Raw genomic sequence first — 17,952 nt, 5'->3', positions numbered from 1 at the left:
TCAGACCCGGTGATAGGGGCCGCCCGACAGGATGGTTGCGGCCCGGTAAAGTTGCTCGGACAGCATCACACGGACCAGCATATGGGGCCAGACCATCGACCCGAATGAGATGGAAAAATCGGCCTCGGCGCGCAGATCAGGGTCTATTCCGTCAGCCCCGCCAATGATCAGCGCCAGATCCTGACGTCCGGCATCGCGCCAGCCGCCCAGCTTCTTGGCAAAATCCGGCGACGACATCACCCGTCCGCGCTCGTCCAATGTGCAAATCACAGCGCCCTTGGGCAGGGCCTTGCGCAGCAGCGCAGCTTCTGCGCCCATGCCGGCGTTTTTCTTGTCTTCGACCTCGATCACCCGTGCAGGACCAAGGCCCAGCGCGCGGCCGGTCCGGTCGAAACGGGTCATGTAATCGTCAAGCAGGGTTTTCTCCGGTCCGGCACGCAATCGCCCGACCGCAACTATGCTGATACGCATATTTCTCTCGCCTCCGACCTCTCAATACAGGTCGGGATGGCGCCTCAGTTGGCTGAGGCGCTGCCGCCCTGAGGCAGCCACATCTTTTCCAGCTGGTAGAATTCACGCACTTCGGGGCGGAAGATATGGACGATCACGTCGCCCGTATCGATCAGCACCCAGTCACCGGCATCCTTGCCTTCGACCTTCGAGGTGAAACCGAATTCCTGCTTGATGCGATCCGTCAGCTTTTCCGCCATGGCAGCGACCTGACGGGTCGACCGACCCGAGGCAATCACCATGTGATCCGCAACAGAAGACTTACCTTGCAGGTTGATCTGCACGACGTCTTCGGCCTTGTCATCGGAAAGTGAGGAAAGGATGCGTTCAAGCAGCTTGTCGCTGATTGACTGAGAGTGAGCCATTACACCGGCTCCGTCATCGGCGGGCAAACCCGCCTGGGTATGTAGAGACAGGACATAGTCCTCCTTTGCTGCGCGCCGCCAAACCCCGGCGCAGGGGTACTAATAAGGTAACAAGGGGAATGCAACATTTCAATGAAAGGCCGCCGGGCGGGGCGCACGGGCGGTCACTCTTTGGCGACCTGTTGCGCGTCTGCGCTGTCGGGCAACAGCCGAACCTCGCGCTGCGGGAAGGGGATCGAGATGTTTTCGGCCTTAAAGGCATCCCACAGGGCAAGGTAAACATTGCCGCGAATGTTGGTCAGCCCCTTGGTCGGATCGCTGATCCAGAACCGCAGGACGTAATCGACACTGCTGTCGCCGAATCCGGTGATATGGCAGACCGGCTCATGGGACCCGCCGCTCAGCACCCGCGTCACGGTTTTGACCGCTTTTATGGCCGTTGCGCGGACAAGATGCGGGTCGTCGTCATAGCTGGTGCCAAATTCCAGATCCAACCGTACGAACTTGTCGGAATGCGACCAGTTCACCACCTGATTGGTAATCAGATCCTCGTTCGGGATCAGGTATTCCCGCCCGTCCCGCGTAACCACCGAGACATAGCGCGCGCCCAGCGCGTTGATCCACCCGAACGTATCCCCCAACGAGATCACATCGCCCGGTTTGATCGACCGGTCCATCAGGATGATGATCCCCGAAATCAGGTTCGACACCACCTTTTGCAGCCCGAAACCGATCCCCACACCGATTGCACCTGACAGCAGCGCAATACCGGTCAGATCGAACCCCAGCGTGCGGATGGCGGCCAAAAAGACCGCGCCATACAACAGCACCTGAATGCCCTTGGCCAGCAGCACCTGCATCGACGGGGTGATGTCGTCATTGCTCATCAGCCCCCGCTCGGCGGCGCGGGTGCCGACGCGGGCCAGCGTCAGCAGGATACCGATCAGCAACGTCGCCTTGAGAATACCCAGCGCCGAGATGTGCAGATCGCCGATGGAAATCGCCACGCCGTCCAGAAACTCGGCCACGTCATCGGTCAGATTCAGGGCCACAAGCGTTGCATAGACCCACATTGCCCATTTGAAGATGCGCCGCAGGGTCCGGTTGCGCACCAGCCGCGCCACCAGCGCAATTGCCAGCCATGCCAGCGCCAAGGTTGCCACAACCCCGATGATGTAACTGCGCGAGGGCCATGTGATCTGCTGCATCAACAGGTACAGCACCCAGGACAGCAGCACGAAATAAACCAGCGTCAGGCGCTGCATCAGCTGGATCAGAACCCGCAAACGCCATTTCGGCCACCCTTCGCGGGCGCGGGCCCAGGCCTCCCATCGGCCTTGTGTCGCAAGTTTCAGAATATAGGACAGCGCCCACAGGCCCAGAATGATGACCAGCTGGTGCTGACGCCAGCCGGGCGTGACGACCAGCTCGACAAGGTTTTCGAATTGCACGGAAAAGCCCGCGACCATGTTTTCATAGAGGTCCGACAGCGAGCTGGGGATCAGGTCCTGATTCATGACCCCAGCTTGGACAGCGTTTCCGCACGATGCAAGCCTGTCGGGGGGATTGAACCTTGATTGACGGCCAGACGCGATATATCTGGTCCGCATGAGACTCACCCTGGCCCCAGCACCAAACCTGCAAGACCGCACGCGCCTGCGTGAACGGTTCTTTGGGGCCGCCCGCACGGTTCTGGCCCGCCTATAAGCGGCGCCCAGCCACTCGCCAGCTATTTCTCATTTAAAAACGGGAGAGGACCGATGTCCCCCAAAACACTCTATGACAAGATCTGGGATGCCCATGTCGCCCACGAGGCCGATGATGGCACCTGCCTGCTGTATATCGACCGCCATCTGGTGCACGAAGTCACCAGCCCGCAGGCGTTCGAAGGCCTGCGCATGGCGGGCCGCAAAGTGCGCGCACCGGAAAAAACCATTGCGGTACCGGATCACAACGTGCCCACCACGCCGGACCGCGTGAACGGGATCGAAAACCCGGAATCGCGCATTCAGGTCGAAGCACTGGACAAGAACGCCAAGGATTTCGGCATTCACTACTATCCTGTGCATGACGTTCGTCAGGGCATCGTGCACATCGTTGGCCCCGAACAGGGCTGGACCCTGCCCGGCATGACCGTTGTCTGCGGCGACAGCCACACCGCCACCCACGGCGCGTTTGGCGCTTTGGCGCACGGCATCGGCACGTCCGAGGTCGAGCACGTTCTGGCCACCCAGACCCTGATCCAGAAGAAATCCAAGAACATGAAGGTGGAAATCACCGGCAAACTGCAGCCGGGCGTGACCGCCAAGGATATCACTCTGGCCGTGATCGGTGAGACCGGCACCGCCGGCGGCACCGGCTACGTCATCGAATATTGCGGTGAAGCGATCCGCGATCTGTCGATGGAAGGCCGCATGACCGTCTGCAACATGGCCATCGAAGGCGGCGCCCGCGCGGGCCTGATCGCGCCGGACGAAACCACCTATGACTATGTCAAAGGCCGCCCGCACGCGCCGAAAGGTGCCCAGTGGGAAGCGGCTCTGGCGTGGTGGAAAACGCTGTTTACTGACGAAGACGCGCATTTCGACAAGGTCATCACCCTGCGCGGCGAAGACATCGCGCCGGTCGTCACATGGGGCACCAGCCCCGAGGACGTTCTGCCGATCACCGCAACCGTGCCGCATCCTTCGGATTTCGAAGGCGGCAAGGTCGACGCGGCCCGCCGCTCGATCGAATACATGGGTCTGGAGGCAGGCCAAAAGCTGAGCGATGTGGAAATCGACACCGTCTTTATCGGGTCCTGCACCAATGGCCGCATCGAAGACCTGCGCGCCGCGGCTGAGATTCTGAAGGGCAAAAAGATCAAGGACGGTCTGCGCGCCATGGTCGTGCCGGGCTCGGGTCTGGTGCGGGCTCAGGCCGAAGAGGAAGGTCTGGCCGACATCTTCAAAGAGGCCGGTTTCGAATGGCGTCTGGCGGGATGCTCGATGTGTCTGGCGATGAACCCCGACCAGTTGCAACCGGGGGAACGCTGTGCCGCGACCTCGAACCGCAACTTCGAAGGCCGTCAGGGGCGGGGTGGACGCACCCACCTGCTGAGCCCGGCAATGGCTGCCGCAGCGGCAATCACAGGACGGCTGACAGACGTCCGTGAATTGATGTAAGGTCCCCTCATATCTAGATATTTGAGGGATTGAAAACATGAGTGACTGGGTCAAATGGCTCCTGCTGGGGCTTCTGTCCATCGCGTTCGGTATCTTCGTACTGGGCGCGCCGGTTGTGGCGTCTGTCGCCGTGACGGTGGTAACCGGAGTGTTGCTGCTGATCTCGGGCGCGTTGCAGCTTGTGGGTGGCTTCACCGTTGAAGGCACCGGCAACAAGATCCTGTCGCTCATCATGGGTGCGGTCATGCTGTTTCTGGGCTGGTCCTTTCTGGATCACCCGCTGCAGGGCACGCTGACGCTGGCGACCGTGATGCTGATCCTGTTCATGGCGGGCGGCATCGCGCGGGTCTTTCTGTCGTTCCAGATGAAAGGAACGCAGTTTTTCTGGCCCACGCTGATTTCGGGCATCCTGTCGATCGTGCTGGCCGGTATCATCTGGTCATATGCGGCGGCAGAACCGGCAGCTTTGCTGAGCCTGCTGGGTATCCTGCTGGGCATCGAGATGCTGTTCAACGGGTTCGGCCTGATCTTCATGGCGTTCTTCGTCAAGAACGCACCCAAAGGCGAAACGAAAGAAGCTTAAACGCGGGGCACGGGCGCGGCCCTCTCCCGCAGGAGTGTAGAGATGGAAAAGTTCGAAAAAGTCCACGGGGTGGCCGCCCCGATGCCGCTGATCAATATCGATACCGATATGATCATTCCGAAAGTGCACCTGAAAACCATCAAACGGTCCGGCCTTGGTGTCGTGCTGTTTGACGAGATGCGCTATCACGACCATGGCGGTGAGAACGAGGATTTCGTTCTGAACAAACCCGCCTATCGCCAGACCGAGATTCTGGTCGCGGGCGACAATTTCGGTTGCGGTTCATCGCGCGAACACGCGCCTTGGGCGATCAAGGATTTCGGCATCAAGGTGGTGATCTCGACCAGCTTTGCCGACATCTTCTTCAACAACTGCTTCAAGAACGGCATCCTGCCCATCGTGGTCGAAGAAGAGCATCACGCGATCCTGATGGAGGACGCGCATAAGGGCGAAAACGCCCGCATGACCGTGCATCTGGAAGATCAGCAGATCACCACTTCGGATGGTGTCGTGATCGAATTCGACATTGACCCGCACCGCAAGCACTGCCTGCTGAACGGTCTGGACGATATCGGCCTGACGATGGAAAAAGACCATCACATCGACAAGTTCGAGGATCACGCAAGCCAGGCCCGCCCCTGGGTATGATTCTGTAACGAATCTGTGGATACTCAACCTAACGGGGTCGCCAAGGCGGCCCCGTTCGCATTCTTGGGGTTGAAATTCAGGAAACCACAACATCTAGGTATCAAGTTGATACACACGTCGGATTTGCGTCAAAAATGATGCAATCCCGCACCAGTTGCGCCATCATTTTGCCCGAAATCACGTGTTTTCTGCGCCTTGGCTTGAGCGAAATGTCGCTTATCGCCAATGTGGCGGGGACAGGCACCCACCAAAAGAACATTGGTGACTTATGACATCCGCCACAACTTCAAGTGGTGGGCACAAGTTGGAAGTGAAGTCGGCGAAGAACCGACTAATCCAGTTTGAAAGGGTTCGGATAGTGATTGCGCGCACAACTGGGGCGGCGATTCGGGGACTATTGGTTGCACTGATGGTGTTGACCCCCGCGTTGTACCTGCCCGTATCGTCAACGAATGGGACCGAGATTGTCGTCTTTCTCGCCATTCTCGCATTCTTTCTGACCTTTGCCGAATACAATTCGGCCTTTCCCAGCTTTATCGAATTCCGCGACGCGCCGCCGATGAACCGCTTGCGCTTTGTCGGGCTGATGTCGATGATCATGTTCCTGACACTGATCTGCAAGAACGCCTATGCGCCCAGCAGTTTGACCACGATTTTCTATGCGATGGGTCTGGGCGTCGCCAATGTGGTCGACTTCCCGTATTCTCCGGTCCGGCTGGTGGTGCTGATGCTGCCCCCAGATGCCAGTGCACCGCTGATCGAACTGGTGCGCATCGCCGCCAGTGTGGCCTATGTCGCAGCGCTGGTGACCATTGCCAGCTTTGCCTACGTGGTGAAGCTGCGCGGCTGGCCCACGGGCAACGGCGCCTTCAATGTCTGGACCAACCTGCCCCTGTTCGACCCGACCAAGGGCGGAGACGTTGTCACCCGCCTGCAACGGGACGGACGGCTGAACATCTCGATCGGGGTGCTGCTGCCGTTTCTGATCCCGGCTCTGATCAAGATGATGACCGACTATGCCAGCCCGATCTCGCTGAGCAACCCTCAGACCCTGATCTGGACCATGAGCGCCTGGGCCTTCCTGCCCGCCAGCATGATCATGCGCGGCATGGCGACCTTGCGCATCGCCAATCTGATCGTCGAAAAGCGCCGCGCCTACTCCACCGCCGAGTCCACGCAGGCTGCATGATCCGCATCCTTCTGTTGCTGCTGTTGCCGGTGATGGCTCAGGCGCAGACAGTCCGCATCGCCTCATACAACACGGAACTCAGCCGCGACGGGCCGGGCCTGCTGCTGCGTGACATACGGCGCGGTGATTCACAGGTGCAGGCGGTGGTCGAGGTGTTGGTGGCCACGCAGCCGGACATCCTCGCCTTGCAAGGCATCGACTGGGATCTGAACGCCGAGGCCCTGACCGCACTGCTGGAACAGCTGCGCGCCGCGGGGTTGGACTATCCCCACCACTTCGCCGCACGGCCCAATGCCGGGCTGGAAACGTCTTTGGACCTGAACGGAGATGGGCGGACACATGGCCCGGCGGACGCGCAGGGCTGGGGCCGGTTCACCGGCCAGGGCGGGCTCGCGGTGTTGTCGCGCTATCCGATCCACGTAGATGGCGTGCAGGCGTTTACCGATCTGCTGTGGCGCGATCTGCCCGGTGCGCAGATGCCGGTCACGGACGATGGCCGTTTCCCCTCGGAAGAGGCGCAGAACATCCAGCGCCTGTCCGCCGTGGCCCATTGGATCGTGCCGCTGGACACCCCCATCGGAGCGCTGGATCTGTTGACCTTTCACGCCGCCCCGCCGGTGTTTGACGGCCCCGAAGACCGCAACGGGCTGCGCAACCGCGATGAAATCCGCCTCTGGTCCGCGGTTCTGGACGGCCAGTTGGGGCGCAGGCCCGAAGGCCCGTTTGTGATCGCCGGGGACGCCAATCAGGACCCCGAACGGGGCGACGGGCGCCGGGAAGCGATCCGGGCACTGTTGGCGGACCCCCGTCTGCAAGACCCGCACCCCGCCGACATGTCGGGCGCGCTGACTACCGTGGAATGGAAAGCGGTGGGAGAGATGCGGGTGGATTACGTGCTGCCGTCAACCGATCTGCGGGTGACAGACGCGGGCGTGTTCTGGCCCGCATCGGAATCCCCCCTGCGCGCTGCCGCCGAACAGGCCAGCAGGCACCGGCTGGTCTGGGTGGACGTGACCGCGCCCTAGCGGCGATCAGGCCGGGGCCAGAACCCCATCCGGTCGCAGTGCACCGGGGATCGCCCGTTTCAGCGCGGTGTCCAGATCAGTTCGCTTGAAATCCCCGACCAGTTCTTGGAAAAACGTATCTTCGAGACTGTGCGGCGTATTCCACAGGTACCGCATCTCAAGCAGATGAGGCGCCAACCGCCAGACGGGACGAGCCAGCTGAATCGGCAGCCAGTTCATCCGGTGAACAGACACGTGCCGACCGGTGACCCGCGACAGCGCCTGCGCCATTTCAGCGCCGGTCACTGTGTACCCCTCGTAAGGCACGTCGCAAAAACGGGGCAACCTCTCGCGCATCTCGGCAAGGACCACCGCCGCGCGGGCAAGGTCGGGCAAATAGGCCCAGGCATGGGCGATGTCGGGATTGCCTGGATAGACGAAACGCCCCCGCGCCAGCGGTTTGATCATCACCCGGTCAAACCAGTTCCCCGACGCGCATGTGTCAAGAAAATCTCCGGCCCGCAGGATGATCGTGCGCACGGATGAGGCGCGGTAAGCTTCCTCCATCTCGACCCGAACTCGACCCAGAGGGTTCTGGGCCAGATGTGGCGTAGCCGCAGACCACGGACCCGGCAGGTCGGCCCCGAAGACATAGACATTGCCCGGAAGGAGGACCGTTGCCCCGGTGTCCAGCGCGACCGAAATGACCCGCCGGTTCAGTTCCGGCACCTGTGCCTGCCAATCCGGATAAAGCGGATTCCAGGCGTTGACGATCACATCCGCGCCCCGCGCAGCCTGCGCCAAGCTGTCGGTACTGCGGTCAAAGATGCGAACGGTCCAGCCCGCGTTTCGAAACGCAGCCATGGCGTTTCGTCCAAATCGGCCAGTTGCACCCAGGATGAGAACGGATTGGGTCATGGGAAACTCCTTTCAAATCGAAACTACCAATTCAAATCAATCGAGCAATTGCCGGGAAATGCAGAACGTGTATTCATTTATGAATGGATAAATCACTCACCCACGCCGACTGGTCCCTGATTCAAAGCTTTCTGGCGGTGGCCGAAACCGGCTCGTTGTCGGCGGCGGCGCGGCAGCTGGACCGCAGCCAGCCCACGCTGGGCCGCCAGATCCACGCGCTTGAGGATGAGCTGGGCGTGTCCCTGTTCGACCGCCACGCGCGCGGCCTGAAACTCAGCGAGGTGGGCACGCAGTTGTTGCCGATGGCGCAGCAGATGCACAAGGCGATGACATCGTTCAGCTTGGCGGCGGCGGGGCAGTCGCAGCAGTTGGAAGGGTCGGTGCGCATTACCGCTTCGGTCTTTGCGTCGCACCACCTGCTGCCCCCGATTCTGGCGCAGATCCGGCAACAGGAACCGGCCATTCAACTGGAACTGGTCGCCACGGACGCCATCGAGAACCTGCTGTATCGCGAGGCCGATATCGCAGTGCGCATGTACCGCCCCGAGCAGATGGACATCATCTCGCGCTATCTGGGCGACGTGCAGCTGTGTCTCTGTGCCGCCCGGTCCTATCTGGACCGCGCCGGGCACCCGCAACGCCCCGAGGATCTGTTCGACCATGAACTGGTCGGCTTTGATGCCAACGAATATATCATCACCCGGATGCGGGATCGCGGCTGGCCGGTCAGCAAGGACAGCTTTGGCACCAGATGCGATCTGCAAAGCGCCTATTGGCAGTTGGTCCGGGCCGGGTGCGGGATCGGCTTTTCACAGGTTCAGGTGGCCGAGGCCGACCCGGATGTCGAAGTGCTGGACCTGAATATCGAGATTGCGCCGCTTCCGGTCTGGCTGGCTGCGCCGCAGGCGATGCGCCAGACACCCCGAATCCGGCGTGTCTGGGACCTGCTGGCCGAGGGGTTGAAAGCCAGTCTTTGACCGGAAAAACGCAGGCCGGGCGGTGGTTTCGGCCCGGAAACCGGATTTCCGGCCCATAAAGGCCGGTTCGTCTCATTGACCCGATGCGGCGCAGACGCTAGGGCCATTGCGACGAAACGCAAGGAGATCCTTCATGTCCAACCCCTCGCTCCTCATCCTGCCCGGAGACGGAATTGGCCCCGAAGTCATGGCCGAAGTGCGCCGCGTGATCGACTGGTTCGGTGCGAACCGTGGCCTGGAATTCGACGTGAGCGAGGATCTAGTCGGCGGTGCCGCCTATGACGCGCATGGCAAGCCGCTGTCGGACGAAACCATGGCCAAGGCGCTAGAGGTCGACGCGGTTCTGCTGGGCGCCGTGGGCGGCCCGAAATACGACGATCTGGATTTCAGCGTAAAGCCCGAGCGCGGCTTGCTGCGCCTGCGCAAGGAAATGGACCTGTATTCGAACCTGCGCCCGGCGCAGTGCTTTGACGCGCTGGCCGATTTCTCGTCCCTGAAAAAAGACATCGTTGCCGGTCTGGACATCATGATCGTGCGTGAGCTGACCTCGGGCGTCTATTTCGGCGAGCCGCGCGGCATCTTTGAGGAAGGCAACGAGCGCGTGGGCGTCAACACCCAGCGTTACACCGAGTCCGAGATCGAACGCGCCGCGCGCTCGGCCTTTGAACTGGCGATGCGCCGGAACAAGAAACTGTGCTCGATGGAAAAGGCCAACGTGATGGAGGCCGGTATCCTCTGGCGCGAGGTCGTGGATCGCGTCGCGCAGGACTACCCCGAGGTCGAAGTGACCCATATGTATGCCGACAACGGCGCGATGCAGCTGGTGCGCGCGCCCAAGCAGTTCGACGTCATCGTCACCGACAACCTGTTCGGCGACATCCTGTCTGACTGTGCCGCGATGCTGACCGGCTCGCTGGGGATGCTGCCATCGGCGTCCCTTGGTGCCCCGATGGCCAATGGCCGCCCCAAGGCGATGTACGAACCGGTCCACGGATCGGCCCCGGACATCGCCGGCGAAGGCAAGGCCAACCCGATTGCCTGTATCCTCAGCTTTGCCATGGCGCTGCGCTACAGCTTTGATCAGGGGGCTGAGGCCGACCGTCTGGAAGCCGCGATCGAGAAGGTTCTGGCTGATGGCGTCCGCACCGGCGATCTGCTGGCCGAAGAAGGCGTTGAGCCGGTCTCGACCACCGAAATGGGCGACGCAATTCTGGCAGCTCTGGACGAAAGCCTCTGATCGGGCTCGACATTCCAAAAGGAAAGGCGGTGCCCGTGCACCGCCTTTTTTTGTGGGTTCAGTTGCCGAAGATATTATTCAGCAGGTTGTTGATGGCCCTGTCCAGACCGGTCTGTTGTCTGCTGCGCTGTTGCCGCGGCTGCGCGGTCTGCACCGGCGGATCGGGGGCCAGCATCGGCAACGGCGTGGGCGTCATCCCCTCGGTCACGCGCAGCATGGTCTCTTTCCAGATCTCCGCAGGCAGGCCGCCGCCGGTCACGCCGGACAGCGGCGTGTTGTCGTCATAGCCCATCCAGACACCCGCGACGTAATCGGCGGTGAAGCCGATGAACCACGCATCCCGCGCGGCCTGCGTGGTGCCGGTCTTGCCCGCCACCTGCCACCCGGGCAGCTTGGCGCGCCCGCCGGTGCCTTCGGACACCACGCGTTCCATCATCCATGTCAGCTGCTTGGCGGCCTTGTCGTTGATCACACGCTCACCAATGCCCGTGCTGGTCTGGATCAGGGGCGTGTTGTCACCCAGCAGTTTCAGTTCGGACAGGCCATAAGGTTCCACAGCCGAACCACCGTTCAGGATACCCGCATAGGCCCCGGTCATCTCGATCAGCGTGCTTTCCGATGCACCCAGCGCCAGCGCCGGGCCTTCGGCCAGATTGCTTTCGATGCCGAACTCACTGGCCACCGTGCGCACATTGTCCAGCCCGACAAATTCGGCCACTTTCACCGCCGGGATGTTCAACGAGTTCTTCAGCGCATCCGCCAGCGTCACCCGGCCATAGAACTTGTGGGTATAATTCTTGGGACACCACTGACCCGACCCGGGGATGTTGACGCAATAGGGTTCATCCACCACCGTATCTAGCGGCGAATGACCCAGCTCCAGCGCGGTGGCATAGACGAAGGGCTTGAAGGACGATCCGGTCTGGCGCAACGCCTGTGTGGCGCGGTTGAACGCCCCCGACACCCGTGTCTTGCGCCCGCCGACCATGGCCCGCACAGCCCCATCCGCCGACATCACCACAATCGCGGCCTGTGCCTTGGAGCCTTCGCGCACCTTTTCCTGGAAGATGTATTTCAGCGCCTCTTCCGCCGATTTCTGCAGCCTTTGATCCAACGTGGTGCGGATCACCACATCATCCGTGGTGTCAGTGCCGAAATAGCTGGGCAGCTCGGTGATCACCCAATCGGCAAAATAGCCGCCCGCCCGCGCCGCCGCGGCCTCGGACAGTTGCGCCGGGTTGCTGCGGGCGCTGCTGGCCTGTGCGGTGGTCAGATAGCCCTGCGCCTCCATCAACCCGATCACCAGTTGCGCCCGATCCTGCGAGCGCTGCAGGTTGTTCGTGGGCGCATAACGTGTGGGCGCCACCAGCAGACCGGCCAGCATTGCCGCTTGCGCCGGGTTCACCTCGGCGGCAGAGATGCCAAAGTAACGCTGGCTTGCGGCCTCGAACCCACGGGCACCTGCGCCCAGAAAGGCGCGGTTCAGATAGATGGTGAGGATTTCGTCCTTGGAGTATTTCACCTCCATCGCCATCGAATAGACCGCTTCCTTGGCCTTGCGCCACAGCGAGCCCTGACGGCAATCCGCCTCATAGGCGGCCTCGGAGTCCCACTCGCTGGGCACATACGGCACGCCCAGGCACAGCAGCTTGGCGGTTTGTTGCGTAATGGTCGACCCGCCATGGCCCGAAAGCGGCCCGCGCCCTTCGCTGAGGTTGATACGGACCGCACTGGCGACGCCCCGGGGACTGACGCCGAAATGGCGATAGAATCGCTTGTCCTCGGTGGCGACCACGGCGTTCTTCAGATGCGATGAGACGGTATCGGCGGTGATCACCCCGCCGAACTGATCGCCACGCCAGGCAAAAACCTTGCCATCGCGGTCCAGCAACGTGACCGAGCCCCGCGCCCGGCCATCCAGCAGCGCATCCACATCGGGCAACGAGGTGTAGACAACCCCCACCGCCAGCGCCAGCAGCAACGCGGCCACGGCGCCCACGCGCCACGTAACCCCCCAGATCAACCGCCAAATCCAGCGGAACAGCCGACGGAAAAACCCACCGCCTCCGCCGCCACCGGATTTCCGGCGTGTCGTCTTCCGAGCGGTCTTGCGGGTCGTCGTCTTGCGCGCGGTCGCCTTCTTTCCCGCGGGCTTCGCAGCCCGCTTGGTCGCCGTGGGCTTGCGCCCTTTCGACGGGTATCTCTTGTCCGCGACAAGCGGTGCCTTTCGGCGCCTGGACTCAGTCATGCTCAAACTCTGCCCGGTTATCATTTTGAGGCACCATACCCTGACAGACCGTTGAAGTAGAGGTCTGAATTTCCGGAAGCGGCCCTCATCAGGGTGCCCAATTTTTAATCACTTGATGATATTTGTGCAAAAATTGTGCACCTCACCCCTGTTTTCCCCAACCTTTCGCCACTCAAACCGTTCCTTACACGGCATAGGCGCGCTTTTTTCTGCAAGTGCAAACAAGCCGGACAGACCGGGGAAGCAGAGGGGAAGAACGTGAAACTGATCATTGCGACAATCAAGCCGTTCAAGCTCGAGGAGGTGCGCGAGGCACTGACCGAGGCGGGCGTGCGCGGCATGATGGTGACCGAAATCAAGGGCTTCGGCTCGCAATCCGGTCACACGGAGATTTATCGCGGCGCCGAATACGCCGTGAATTTCGTACCCAAGATCAAGCTCGAGATCGTGGTGCCCGCCACGATGGCCGACCAGATCGTCGAAACCATCACCAACACCGCCAAGACCGGCAAGATCGGTGACGGCAAGATTTTTGTCCTCGATGTCGAGCAGGCCCTGCGCGTGCGGACCGGGGAAACGAACGAAGAGGCGCTGTAAGGCGCCTCCATTCACAAACATTCGAGGACTGACAATGAACCTGATGAAATCTCTCATCCCTGCCGCCGCGATCGTCGCGCTGCCGCAGATGGGTCTTGCGCAAGAGGCCGCCAGTGGCGAGACCGCGCAGCACACGCAATTTATCCTGACCTCGCTGCTGTTCCTGGTTGGCGGTTTCCTGGTGTTCTGGATGGCCGCGGGCTTTGCCATGCTCGAAGCCGGCCTGGTGCGTTCCAAGAACGTCGCCATGCAGCTGGTCAAGAACATGGGCCTGTTTTCGTTCGCCGCCATCATGTACTGGCTGGTCGGCTATGGCCTGATGTATCCCGGCGATGGCTGGATGATCCCCGGTGTGCTGGGCGCAATCGCCCCTGCATCGCTTGAGGCAGTGGGTCTGGACGGCGTGAATGCCGATCTGTCCTATGCAACTGTCGGCTCGGACTTCTTCTTCCAGCTGATGTTCTGCGCCACCACCGCCTCGATCGTGTCGGGCACCGTGGCCGAGCGGATCAAGCTGTGGCCGTTCTTCGCCTTCGTGATCGTCCTGACCGGCATCATCTACCCGATCGAAGCGTCCTGGCAGTGGGGCGGCGGTTGGCTGTCCGAGATGGGCTTCAGCGACTTCGCCGGCTCGACCCTGGTGCACGCCGCTGGTGGTTTCGCAGCACTGGCCGGTGCCATCGTGCTGGGCCCGCGTATCGGCAAATACAACAAAGACGGCAAAGTGGTTCCGATCCCCGGCTCAAACCTGGCGCTGGCAACCTTGGGTACCTTCATCCTGTGGCTGGGTTGGTTCGGCTTCAACGGCGGTTCGCAGCTGGCCATGGGCACCATTGGTGACATCGCAGACATCAGCCGCATCTTCGCCAACACCAACATGGCCGCTGCTGCCGGTGCCGTTGCCGCGCTGATCCTGACGCAGGTGATGTATGGCAAGGTCGACCTGACCATGGTGCTGAACGGCGCGCTGGCCGGTCTGGTCTCGATCACCGCCGAACCGCTGGCCCCGTCGCTGTTCCAGGCGCTGATCATCGGTGCAGTTGGTGGCGTGATCGTTGTCCTGACCGTTCCGATGCTGGACCGCATGAAGATCGACGACGTGGTCGGCGCCATCCCGGTTCACCTGATCGCAGGCTTCTGGGGCACCTTCATCGTGGCCTGGACCAATGGTGACGCGAACTTCGTGACTCAGATCATCGGCTTCGCTGCCATCGGTATCTTCGTCTTCGTGGTCAGCTTCATCCTGTTCTCGATCCTCAAGGCCACCGTTGGCCTGCGGGTTGGTGAGGAAGAAGAGATCAACGGCCTGGATATGGGCGAACTGGGTATGGAAGCGTATCCCGAGTTCTCCAAAGGCTAAGCCCAAGGGCATAAAAGCAAAAAACCCGGGCGGTTGCGCCCGGGTTTCTTTTTTGGGTTTAGCGATATGTCAGACGCCCACGTCTACAATCGCCTTGGCCAGGATCGGCACCGTATCGGCATTCAGCCCGGCGATGTTCAGGCGGCTGTCGCCGACCATATAGATGCCGTGATCGGCGCGCAGCGTTTCGACCAGCTCCGGTGCCGCACCCAGACGCGAGAACATGCCGCGGTGCTGGGCGATGAACCCGAAACGGTCAGACCCGCTCAGGCGCTGCAACTCGTCCGACAGCTGCTGACGCAGACCCAGCATGGACAGGCGGACCTCTTCCAGCTCAGCCGCCCAGTCGGCGCGCAGGGCGTCGTCGTTCAGGATCGTGGTCACAACCCGCGCACCGTGGTCCGGCGGGAAGGAGTAGTTCTGGCGGTTCAGAAAGGCCAGAGTGGCCTGATTCAGAGCCGTCTGCGCCGCGTCATCGCTGATCGCCATCAACAGGCCGGTACGTTCGCGGTAAACGCCGAAGTTCTTGGAACACGACGCCGCGATCAGGCAGCGCTTGACCGACGAGGCCACCAGACGGGTCGCCTGCGCGTCTTCTTCCAGACCGTCGCCAAAGCCCTGATAGGCAATGTCGATCATCGCCACGAGACCAAGCTCGTTGATGATGTTCACGACCTCTTGCCACTGCACCATGTTCAGGTTGGCGCCGGTGGGGTTGTGGCAGCAGCCGTGCAGCAACACCACGTCGCCCGCTTTGGTGGTTTTCAGGTCTTCGACCATGCCGTCGAAATCGACGCCACGGGTTTCGCCGTCAAAATAGCGGTACTGGACCGTCTCCATGCCCAGATAGCTGAGGATCGACAGGTGGTTCGGCCAGGTCGGGTTCGACACGAACACGCGCGCCGAGGGGTTGGCCATGCGGATCATCTCGAACGCTTGCCGGCACGCGCCGGTGCCGCCCGGCGTCGCCACGGCCGCGATATTGCCGCGCGGGACCGCGCTGCCGAGGATCAGACCGATCATCGCATCGGCATAGGCCGGATCACCAGCCAGACCGGTATAGGCCTTGCTTTCCTGCTCTTCGAGAATGCGTTTTTCGGCCGCCTTGACCGCGCGCATCACGGGCGTCACGCCCTCGGCATTCTTGTAGACACCCACACCCAGGTCGATCTTCTGATCGCGCGGGTCTTCGCGGTACATCTGCATCAGCGCCAGAATCTTGTCGGCGGGCTGCGGTTTGAGGTTTTCGAACATCAGGTCTCTCCGGTTGCGACGGGCAGGGTCGGGAAGGCACCCCATTCAGCCCAGGAGCCGTCATAAAGCGAGTGATCTTTCTTGCCCAGGCGCTCGAGCGCGAGGCTGAGGATCGCGGCGGTCACGCCCGACCCACAAGAGGTGATGGCCGGTTTCGACAGGTCCACGCCTGCGGCCTCGAACACGGCGCGGCATTCGTCGGGCGACTTCATGGTGCCGTTCTTGTTCAGAAGGTTGCCAAAAGGTACGTTGCGCGACCCCGGAATATGGCCCGAACGCAATCCTTCGCGCGGTTCTGCTTCGGCTCCGGCGAAGCGAGCGGCCGAGCGGGCATCGATGATCTCATGATCGGCCAGTTTGGTTGCCGCCGACACCTGTGTCACGTCGCGCACCAGATGGTTCTGCACGCGCACGGTCATGTGTCGGTCGCGGATCACCGGGGGCAGATCCTCGATCTCGCGGCCCTCGGCCTGCCATTTCGGGAAACCCCCGTCCAGAACGGCGACGTTTTCCTGCCCCATCAGGCGGAACAGCCACCAGACCCGCGCGGCCGACATCAGACCGGCACCGTCATAAACCACAACCTGATGGCCATCGCCCACACCCATCGCCCGCAGGCGCGACATGAACTTTTCGACCGGGGGCGCCATGTGCGGCAGGTCCGACCGCCGGTCGGAAATCTCATCAATGTCGAAGAACCGCGCGCCGGGAATATGCGCCTCGTCGTATTCCGCCTTGGCGTTCCGCCCTTGCTGCGGCAAATACCAAGACCCGTCCAGAATCCGCAGATCCGGGTCCTTGATGTGGGCTGCAAGCCATTCGGTTGAAACGAGGGTTTTCGGATCTTCCTGCATCAAAGCCTCCCCAAAAGCGAGCTTGTTTTGTCCCTATACGTGCTCGCATTAGGGTTCAAGGCTGGATGGGGCGTTGTCCGCCTAACGCGCGCGCCTGAGGCGGAAAAACTGAACAATCCCGATCATGCTGATCAGAATCCAGAAGGATTCGATCAACATCGAGGCCAGATTGAAATTCTGAAGCAATGAATAGACGATCAGGATGGACCCCGCCAAGTTCAGCACCGGAAACGCCAGATCGTCCGAATTCATCATTCGCATCTGGGTGGCGAAATACGCAGCCACAACAACCAGCGCACCGAACGAGCCAACAGCATCCGCCAGCGTCAGAGTTTCAAGAAAAGCGGCCATGTCGTTCCTCGGGCGTATTGGTTTCGCGTTCAGCCGATCGCGGCCAGCGCATCCAGTTGTGCATAATGGTGCATGTTCAAAAAAGCGGCCCCTTGATCACCGGCGCGGTAGCCATGCGGCAGGTCCGCCGCAAACCGCAGCCCCTGTCCGGCCTGCAGCGGCACCCATTCGCCATCGCGCAGAATCTCGAGCGAGCCGTTCAGAACAAAGACCTCTTCGGTCACGCCGGTAGCATGGGCAGCGGATTCGTGGCTCTGGTTCGGCGCAAGATCGACATGAAAGGTCTCGGCCCGCAGGGCCGGGTCAAAGGGAAAGACGATCTTGACCTCGATACTGCCGGGGAACGTCACGGTGCGGAACACGTCCGGCGTAGCCGTGTCGCGCAGCGCCGCCGGTCCGATCAATGCACTGAGGGGCAGCTGGAACCCTTTGGCGATCTTCCACAGCGTCGCGATGGTCGGGCTGGATTCGCCGCGCTCGATCTGGCCCAGCATGGCTTTGCTGACGCCGGTCATCTCGGCCACCTTGGACAGGCTCAGCCCCGAGGCCGCCCGTACATCCCGTAGTTTCAGCGTTATGTCTTCCGGTGCCATATCAATCGTCTTTCGAATCCCCTTGTGCGTTATAGCGCACATGTGGTACGTGCGCTATAACGCACATATCCCGCATATCGCAACCGGGGCAAAAGGGAAA

The 17,952-nt window shown here is 61.5% G+C and carries 19 protein-coding genes; 10 read left to right on the top strand and 9 right to left on the bottom strand.

Annotated features, from left to right (window positions below; genetic code table 11):
- From rlmH to ACR0DO_RS14000, 3 genes are all read right to left on the bottom strand, one after another.
- The gene (rlmH, locus tag ACR0DO_RS14010; protein WP_480559590.1) at window positions 1-471 is read right to left on the bottom strand and encodes a 23S rRNA (pseudouridine(1915)-N(3))-methyltransferase RlmH; all 471 of its coding nucleotides are present in this window, start codon (window positions 469-471) and stop codon (window positions 1-3) included.
- Between the two features lie 44 nt (window positions 472-515).
- Window positions 516-875, bottom strand: coding sequence for a ribosome silencing factor (rsfS, locus tag ACR0DO_RS14005; protein ID WP_170327847.1), 360 nt, complete (start codon window positions 873-875; stop codon window positions 516-518).
- 164 nt (window positions 876-1,039) lie between these two features.
- Window positions 1,040-2,392: a mechanosensitive ion channel family protein gene (locus tag ACR0DO_RS14000; RefSeq protein WP_480559587.1), complete on the bottom strand. Its 1,353-nt coding sequence runs from the start codon at window positions 2,390-2,392 to the stop codon at window positions 1,040-1,042.
- A 91-nt stretch (window positions 2,393-2,483) separates the two neighbouring features.
- Here ACR0DO_RS14000 and ACR0DO_RS13995 point away from each other — a divergent pair, with 91 nt between their 5' ends.
- The 6 genes from ACR0DO_RS13995 to ACR0DO_RS13970 all read left to right on the top strand — a co-directional run bounded on the left by ACR0DO_RS13995 (window position 2,484) and on the right by ACR0DO_RS13970 (window position 7,484).
- Window positions 2,484-2,582 carry an isopropylmalate isomerase gene (locus ACR0DO_RS13995; RefSeq protein WP_480559586.1) on the top strand — a complete coding sequence of 33 codons (99 nt, stop codon included), beginning with the start codon at window positions 2,484-2,486 and terminating at the stop codon, window positions 2,580-2,582.
- A gap of 53 nt (window positions 2,583-2,635) precedes the next feature.
- Window positions 2,636-4,039 carry a 3-isopropylmalate dehydratase large subunit gene (gene leuC / locus ACR0DO_RS13990; protein WP_480559584.1) on the top strand — a complete coding sequence of 468 codons (1,404 nt, stop codon included), beginning with the start codon at window positions 2,636-2,638 and terminating at the stop codon, window positions 4,037-4,039.
- Between the two features lie 37 nt (window positions 4,040-4,076).
- The gene (locus ACR0DO_RS13985; protein WP_170447455.1) at window positions 4,077-4,622 is read left to right on the top strand and encodes a DUF308 domain-containing protein; all 546 of its coding nucleotides are present in this window, start codon (window positions 4,077-4,079) and stop codon (window positions 4,620-4,622) included.
- Between the two features lie 42 nt (window positions 4,623-4,664).
- Window positions 4,665-5,270: a 3-isopropylmalate dehydratase small subunit gene (gene leuD, locus ACR0DO_RS13980; RefSeq protein WP_170674438.1), complete on the top strand. Its 606-nt coding sequence runs from the start codon at window positions 4,665-4,667 to the stop codon at window positions 5,268-5,270.
- A gap of 358 nt (window positions 5,271-5,628) precedes the next feature.
- Window positions 5,629-6,459 (top strand): hypothetical protein, encoded by an 831-nt coding sequence (locus ACR0DO_RS13975; protein ID WP_480559582.1) that lies wholly within the window; start codon window positions 5,629-5,631, stop codon window positions 6,457-6,459.
- Complete coding sequence (locus ACR0DO_RS13970) at window positions 6,456-7,484, top strand: endonuclease/exonuclease/phosphatase family protein (protein ID WP_480559580.1); 1,029 nt, start codon at window positions 6,456-6,458, stop codon at window positions 7,482-7,484. The genes ACR0DO_RS13975 and ACR0DO_RS13970 overlap by 4 nt, the downstream gene beginning before the upstream one ends.
- Before the next feature lie 6 nt (window positions 7,485-7,490).
- Here ACR0DO_RS13970 and ACR0DO_RS13965 read toward each other — a convergent pair whose 3' ends face one another.
- Complete coding sequence (locus ACR0DO_RS13965; RefSeq protein ID WP_480559578.1) at window positions 7,491-8,381, bottom strand: Rossmann-fold NAD(P)-binding domain-containing protein; 891 nt, start codon at window positions 8,379-8,381, stop codon at window positions 7,491-7,493.
- An 83-nt stretch (window positions 8,382-8,464) separates the two neighbouring features.
- Here ACR0DO_RS13965 and ACR0DO_RS13960 point away from each other — a divergent pair, with 83 nt between their 5' ends.
- Both ACR0DO_RS13960 and leuB read left to right on the top strand, forming a co-directional pair.
- The gene (locus tag ACR0DO_RS13960; protein ID WP_170447464.1) at window positions 8,465-9,358 is read left to right on the top strand and encodes a LysR family transcriptional regulator; all 894 of its coding nucleotides are present in this window, start codon (window positions 8,465-8,467) and stop codon (window positions 9,356-9,358) included.
- 133 nt (window positions 9,359-9,491) lie between these two features.
- Window positions 9,492-10,595, top strand: a complete 1,104-nt coding sequence (leuB, locus tag ACR0DO_RS13955; RefSeq protein ID WP_170447466.1) for a 3-isopropylmalate dehydrogenase — start codon at window positions 9,492-9,494, stop codon at window positions 10,593-10,595.
- 58 nt (window positions 10,596-10,653) lie between these two features.
- Here leuB and ACR0DO_RS13950 read toward each other — a convergent pair whose 3' ends face one another.
- Window positions 10,654-12,843 (bottom strand): transglycosylase domain-containing protein, encoded by a 2,190-nt coding sequence (locus ACR0DO_RS13950; protein WP_480559575.1) that lies wholly within the window; start codon window positions 12,841-12,843, stop codon window positions 10,654-10,656.
- Between the two features lie 258 nt (window positions 12,844-13,101).
- On the opposite strand from ACR0DO_RS13950, the gene ACR0DO_RS13945 reads away from it, so the two are divergent.
- Together ACR0DO_RS13945 and ACR0DO_RS13940 are read left to right on the top strand one after the other, a co-directional pair.
- Entirely contained in the window at window positions 13,102-13,440 is a 339-nt protein-coding gene (locus ACR0DO_RS13945; RefSeq protein ID WP_039525370.1) for a P-II family nitrogen regulator, read from the top strand.
- A gap of 34 nt (window positions 13,441-13,474) precedes the next feature.
- Window positions 13,475-14,800, top strand: a complete 1,326-nt coding sequence (locus ACR0DO_RS13940; RefSeq protein WP_170447470.1) for an ammonium transporter — start codon at window positions 13,475-13,477, stop codon at window positions 14,798-14,800.
- 69 nt (window positions 14,801-14,869) lie between these two features.
- On the opposite strand, the gene ACR0DO_RS13935 is transcribed toward ACR0DO_RS13940, so the two are convergent.
- From ACR0DO_RS13935 to ACR0DO_RS13920, 4 genes are all read right to left on the bottom strand, one after another.
- Window positions 14,870-16,054, bottom strand: a complete 1,185-nt coding sequence (locus tag ACR0DO_RS13935) for an amino acid aminotransferase (RefSeq protein ID WP_480559573.1) — start codon at window positions 16,052-16,054, stop codon at window positions 14,870-14,872.
- Complete coding sequence (gene sseA / locus ACR0DO_RS13930; protein ID WP_480559571.1) at window positions 16,054-16,908, bottom strand: 3-mercaptopyruvate sulfurtransferase; 855 nt, start codon at window positions 16,906-16,908, stop codon at window positions 16,054-16,056. The genes ACR0DO_RS13935 and sseA overlap by 1 nt, the downstream gene beginning before the upstream one ends.
- A gap of 81 nt (window positions 16,909-16,989) precedes the next feature.
- Window positions 16,990-17,259, bottom strand: a complete 270-nt coding sequence (locus tag ACR0DO_RS13925; RefSeq protein WP_170327862.1) for a CBU_0592 family membrane protein — start codon at window positions 17,257-17,259, stop codon at window positions 16,990-16,992.
- Window positions 17,260-17,288: 29 nt separating this feature from the next.
- Window positions 17,289-17,852 (bottom strand): helix-turn-helix domain-containing protein, encoded by a 564-nt coding sequence (locus ACR0DO_RS13920; protein WP_480559569.1) that lies wholly within the window; start codon window positions 17,850-17,852, stop codon window positions 17,289-17,291.
- Between the last annotated feature and the right edge of the window lie 100 nt (window positions 17,853-17,952).

The organism is Ruegeria sp. AM9, from assembly GCF_056540565.1.
Note: the sequence above shows the minus strand (reverse complement) of the source record. Positions and strands in the feature narration are given on the sequence as shown.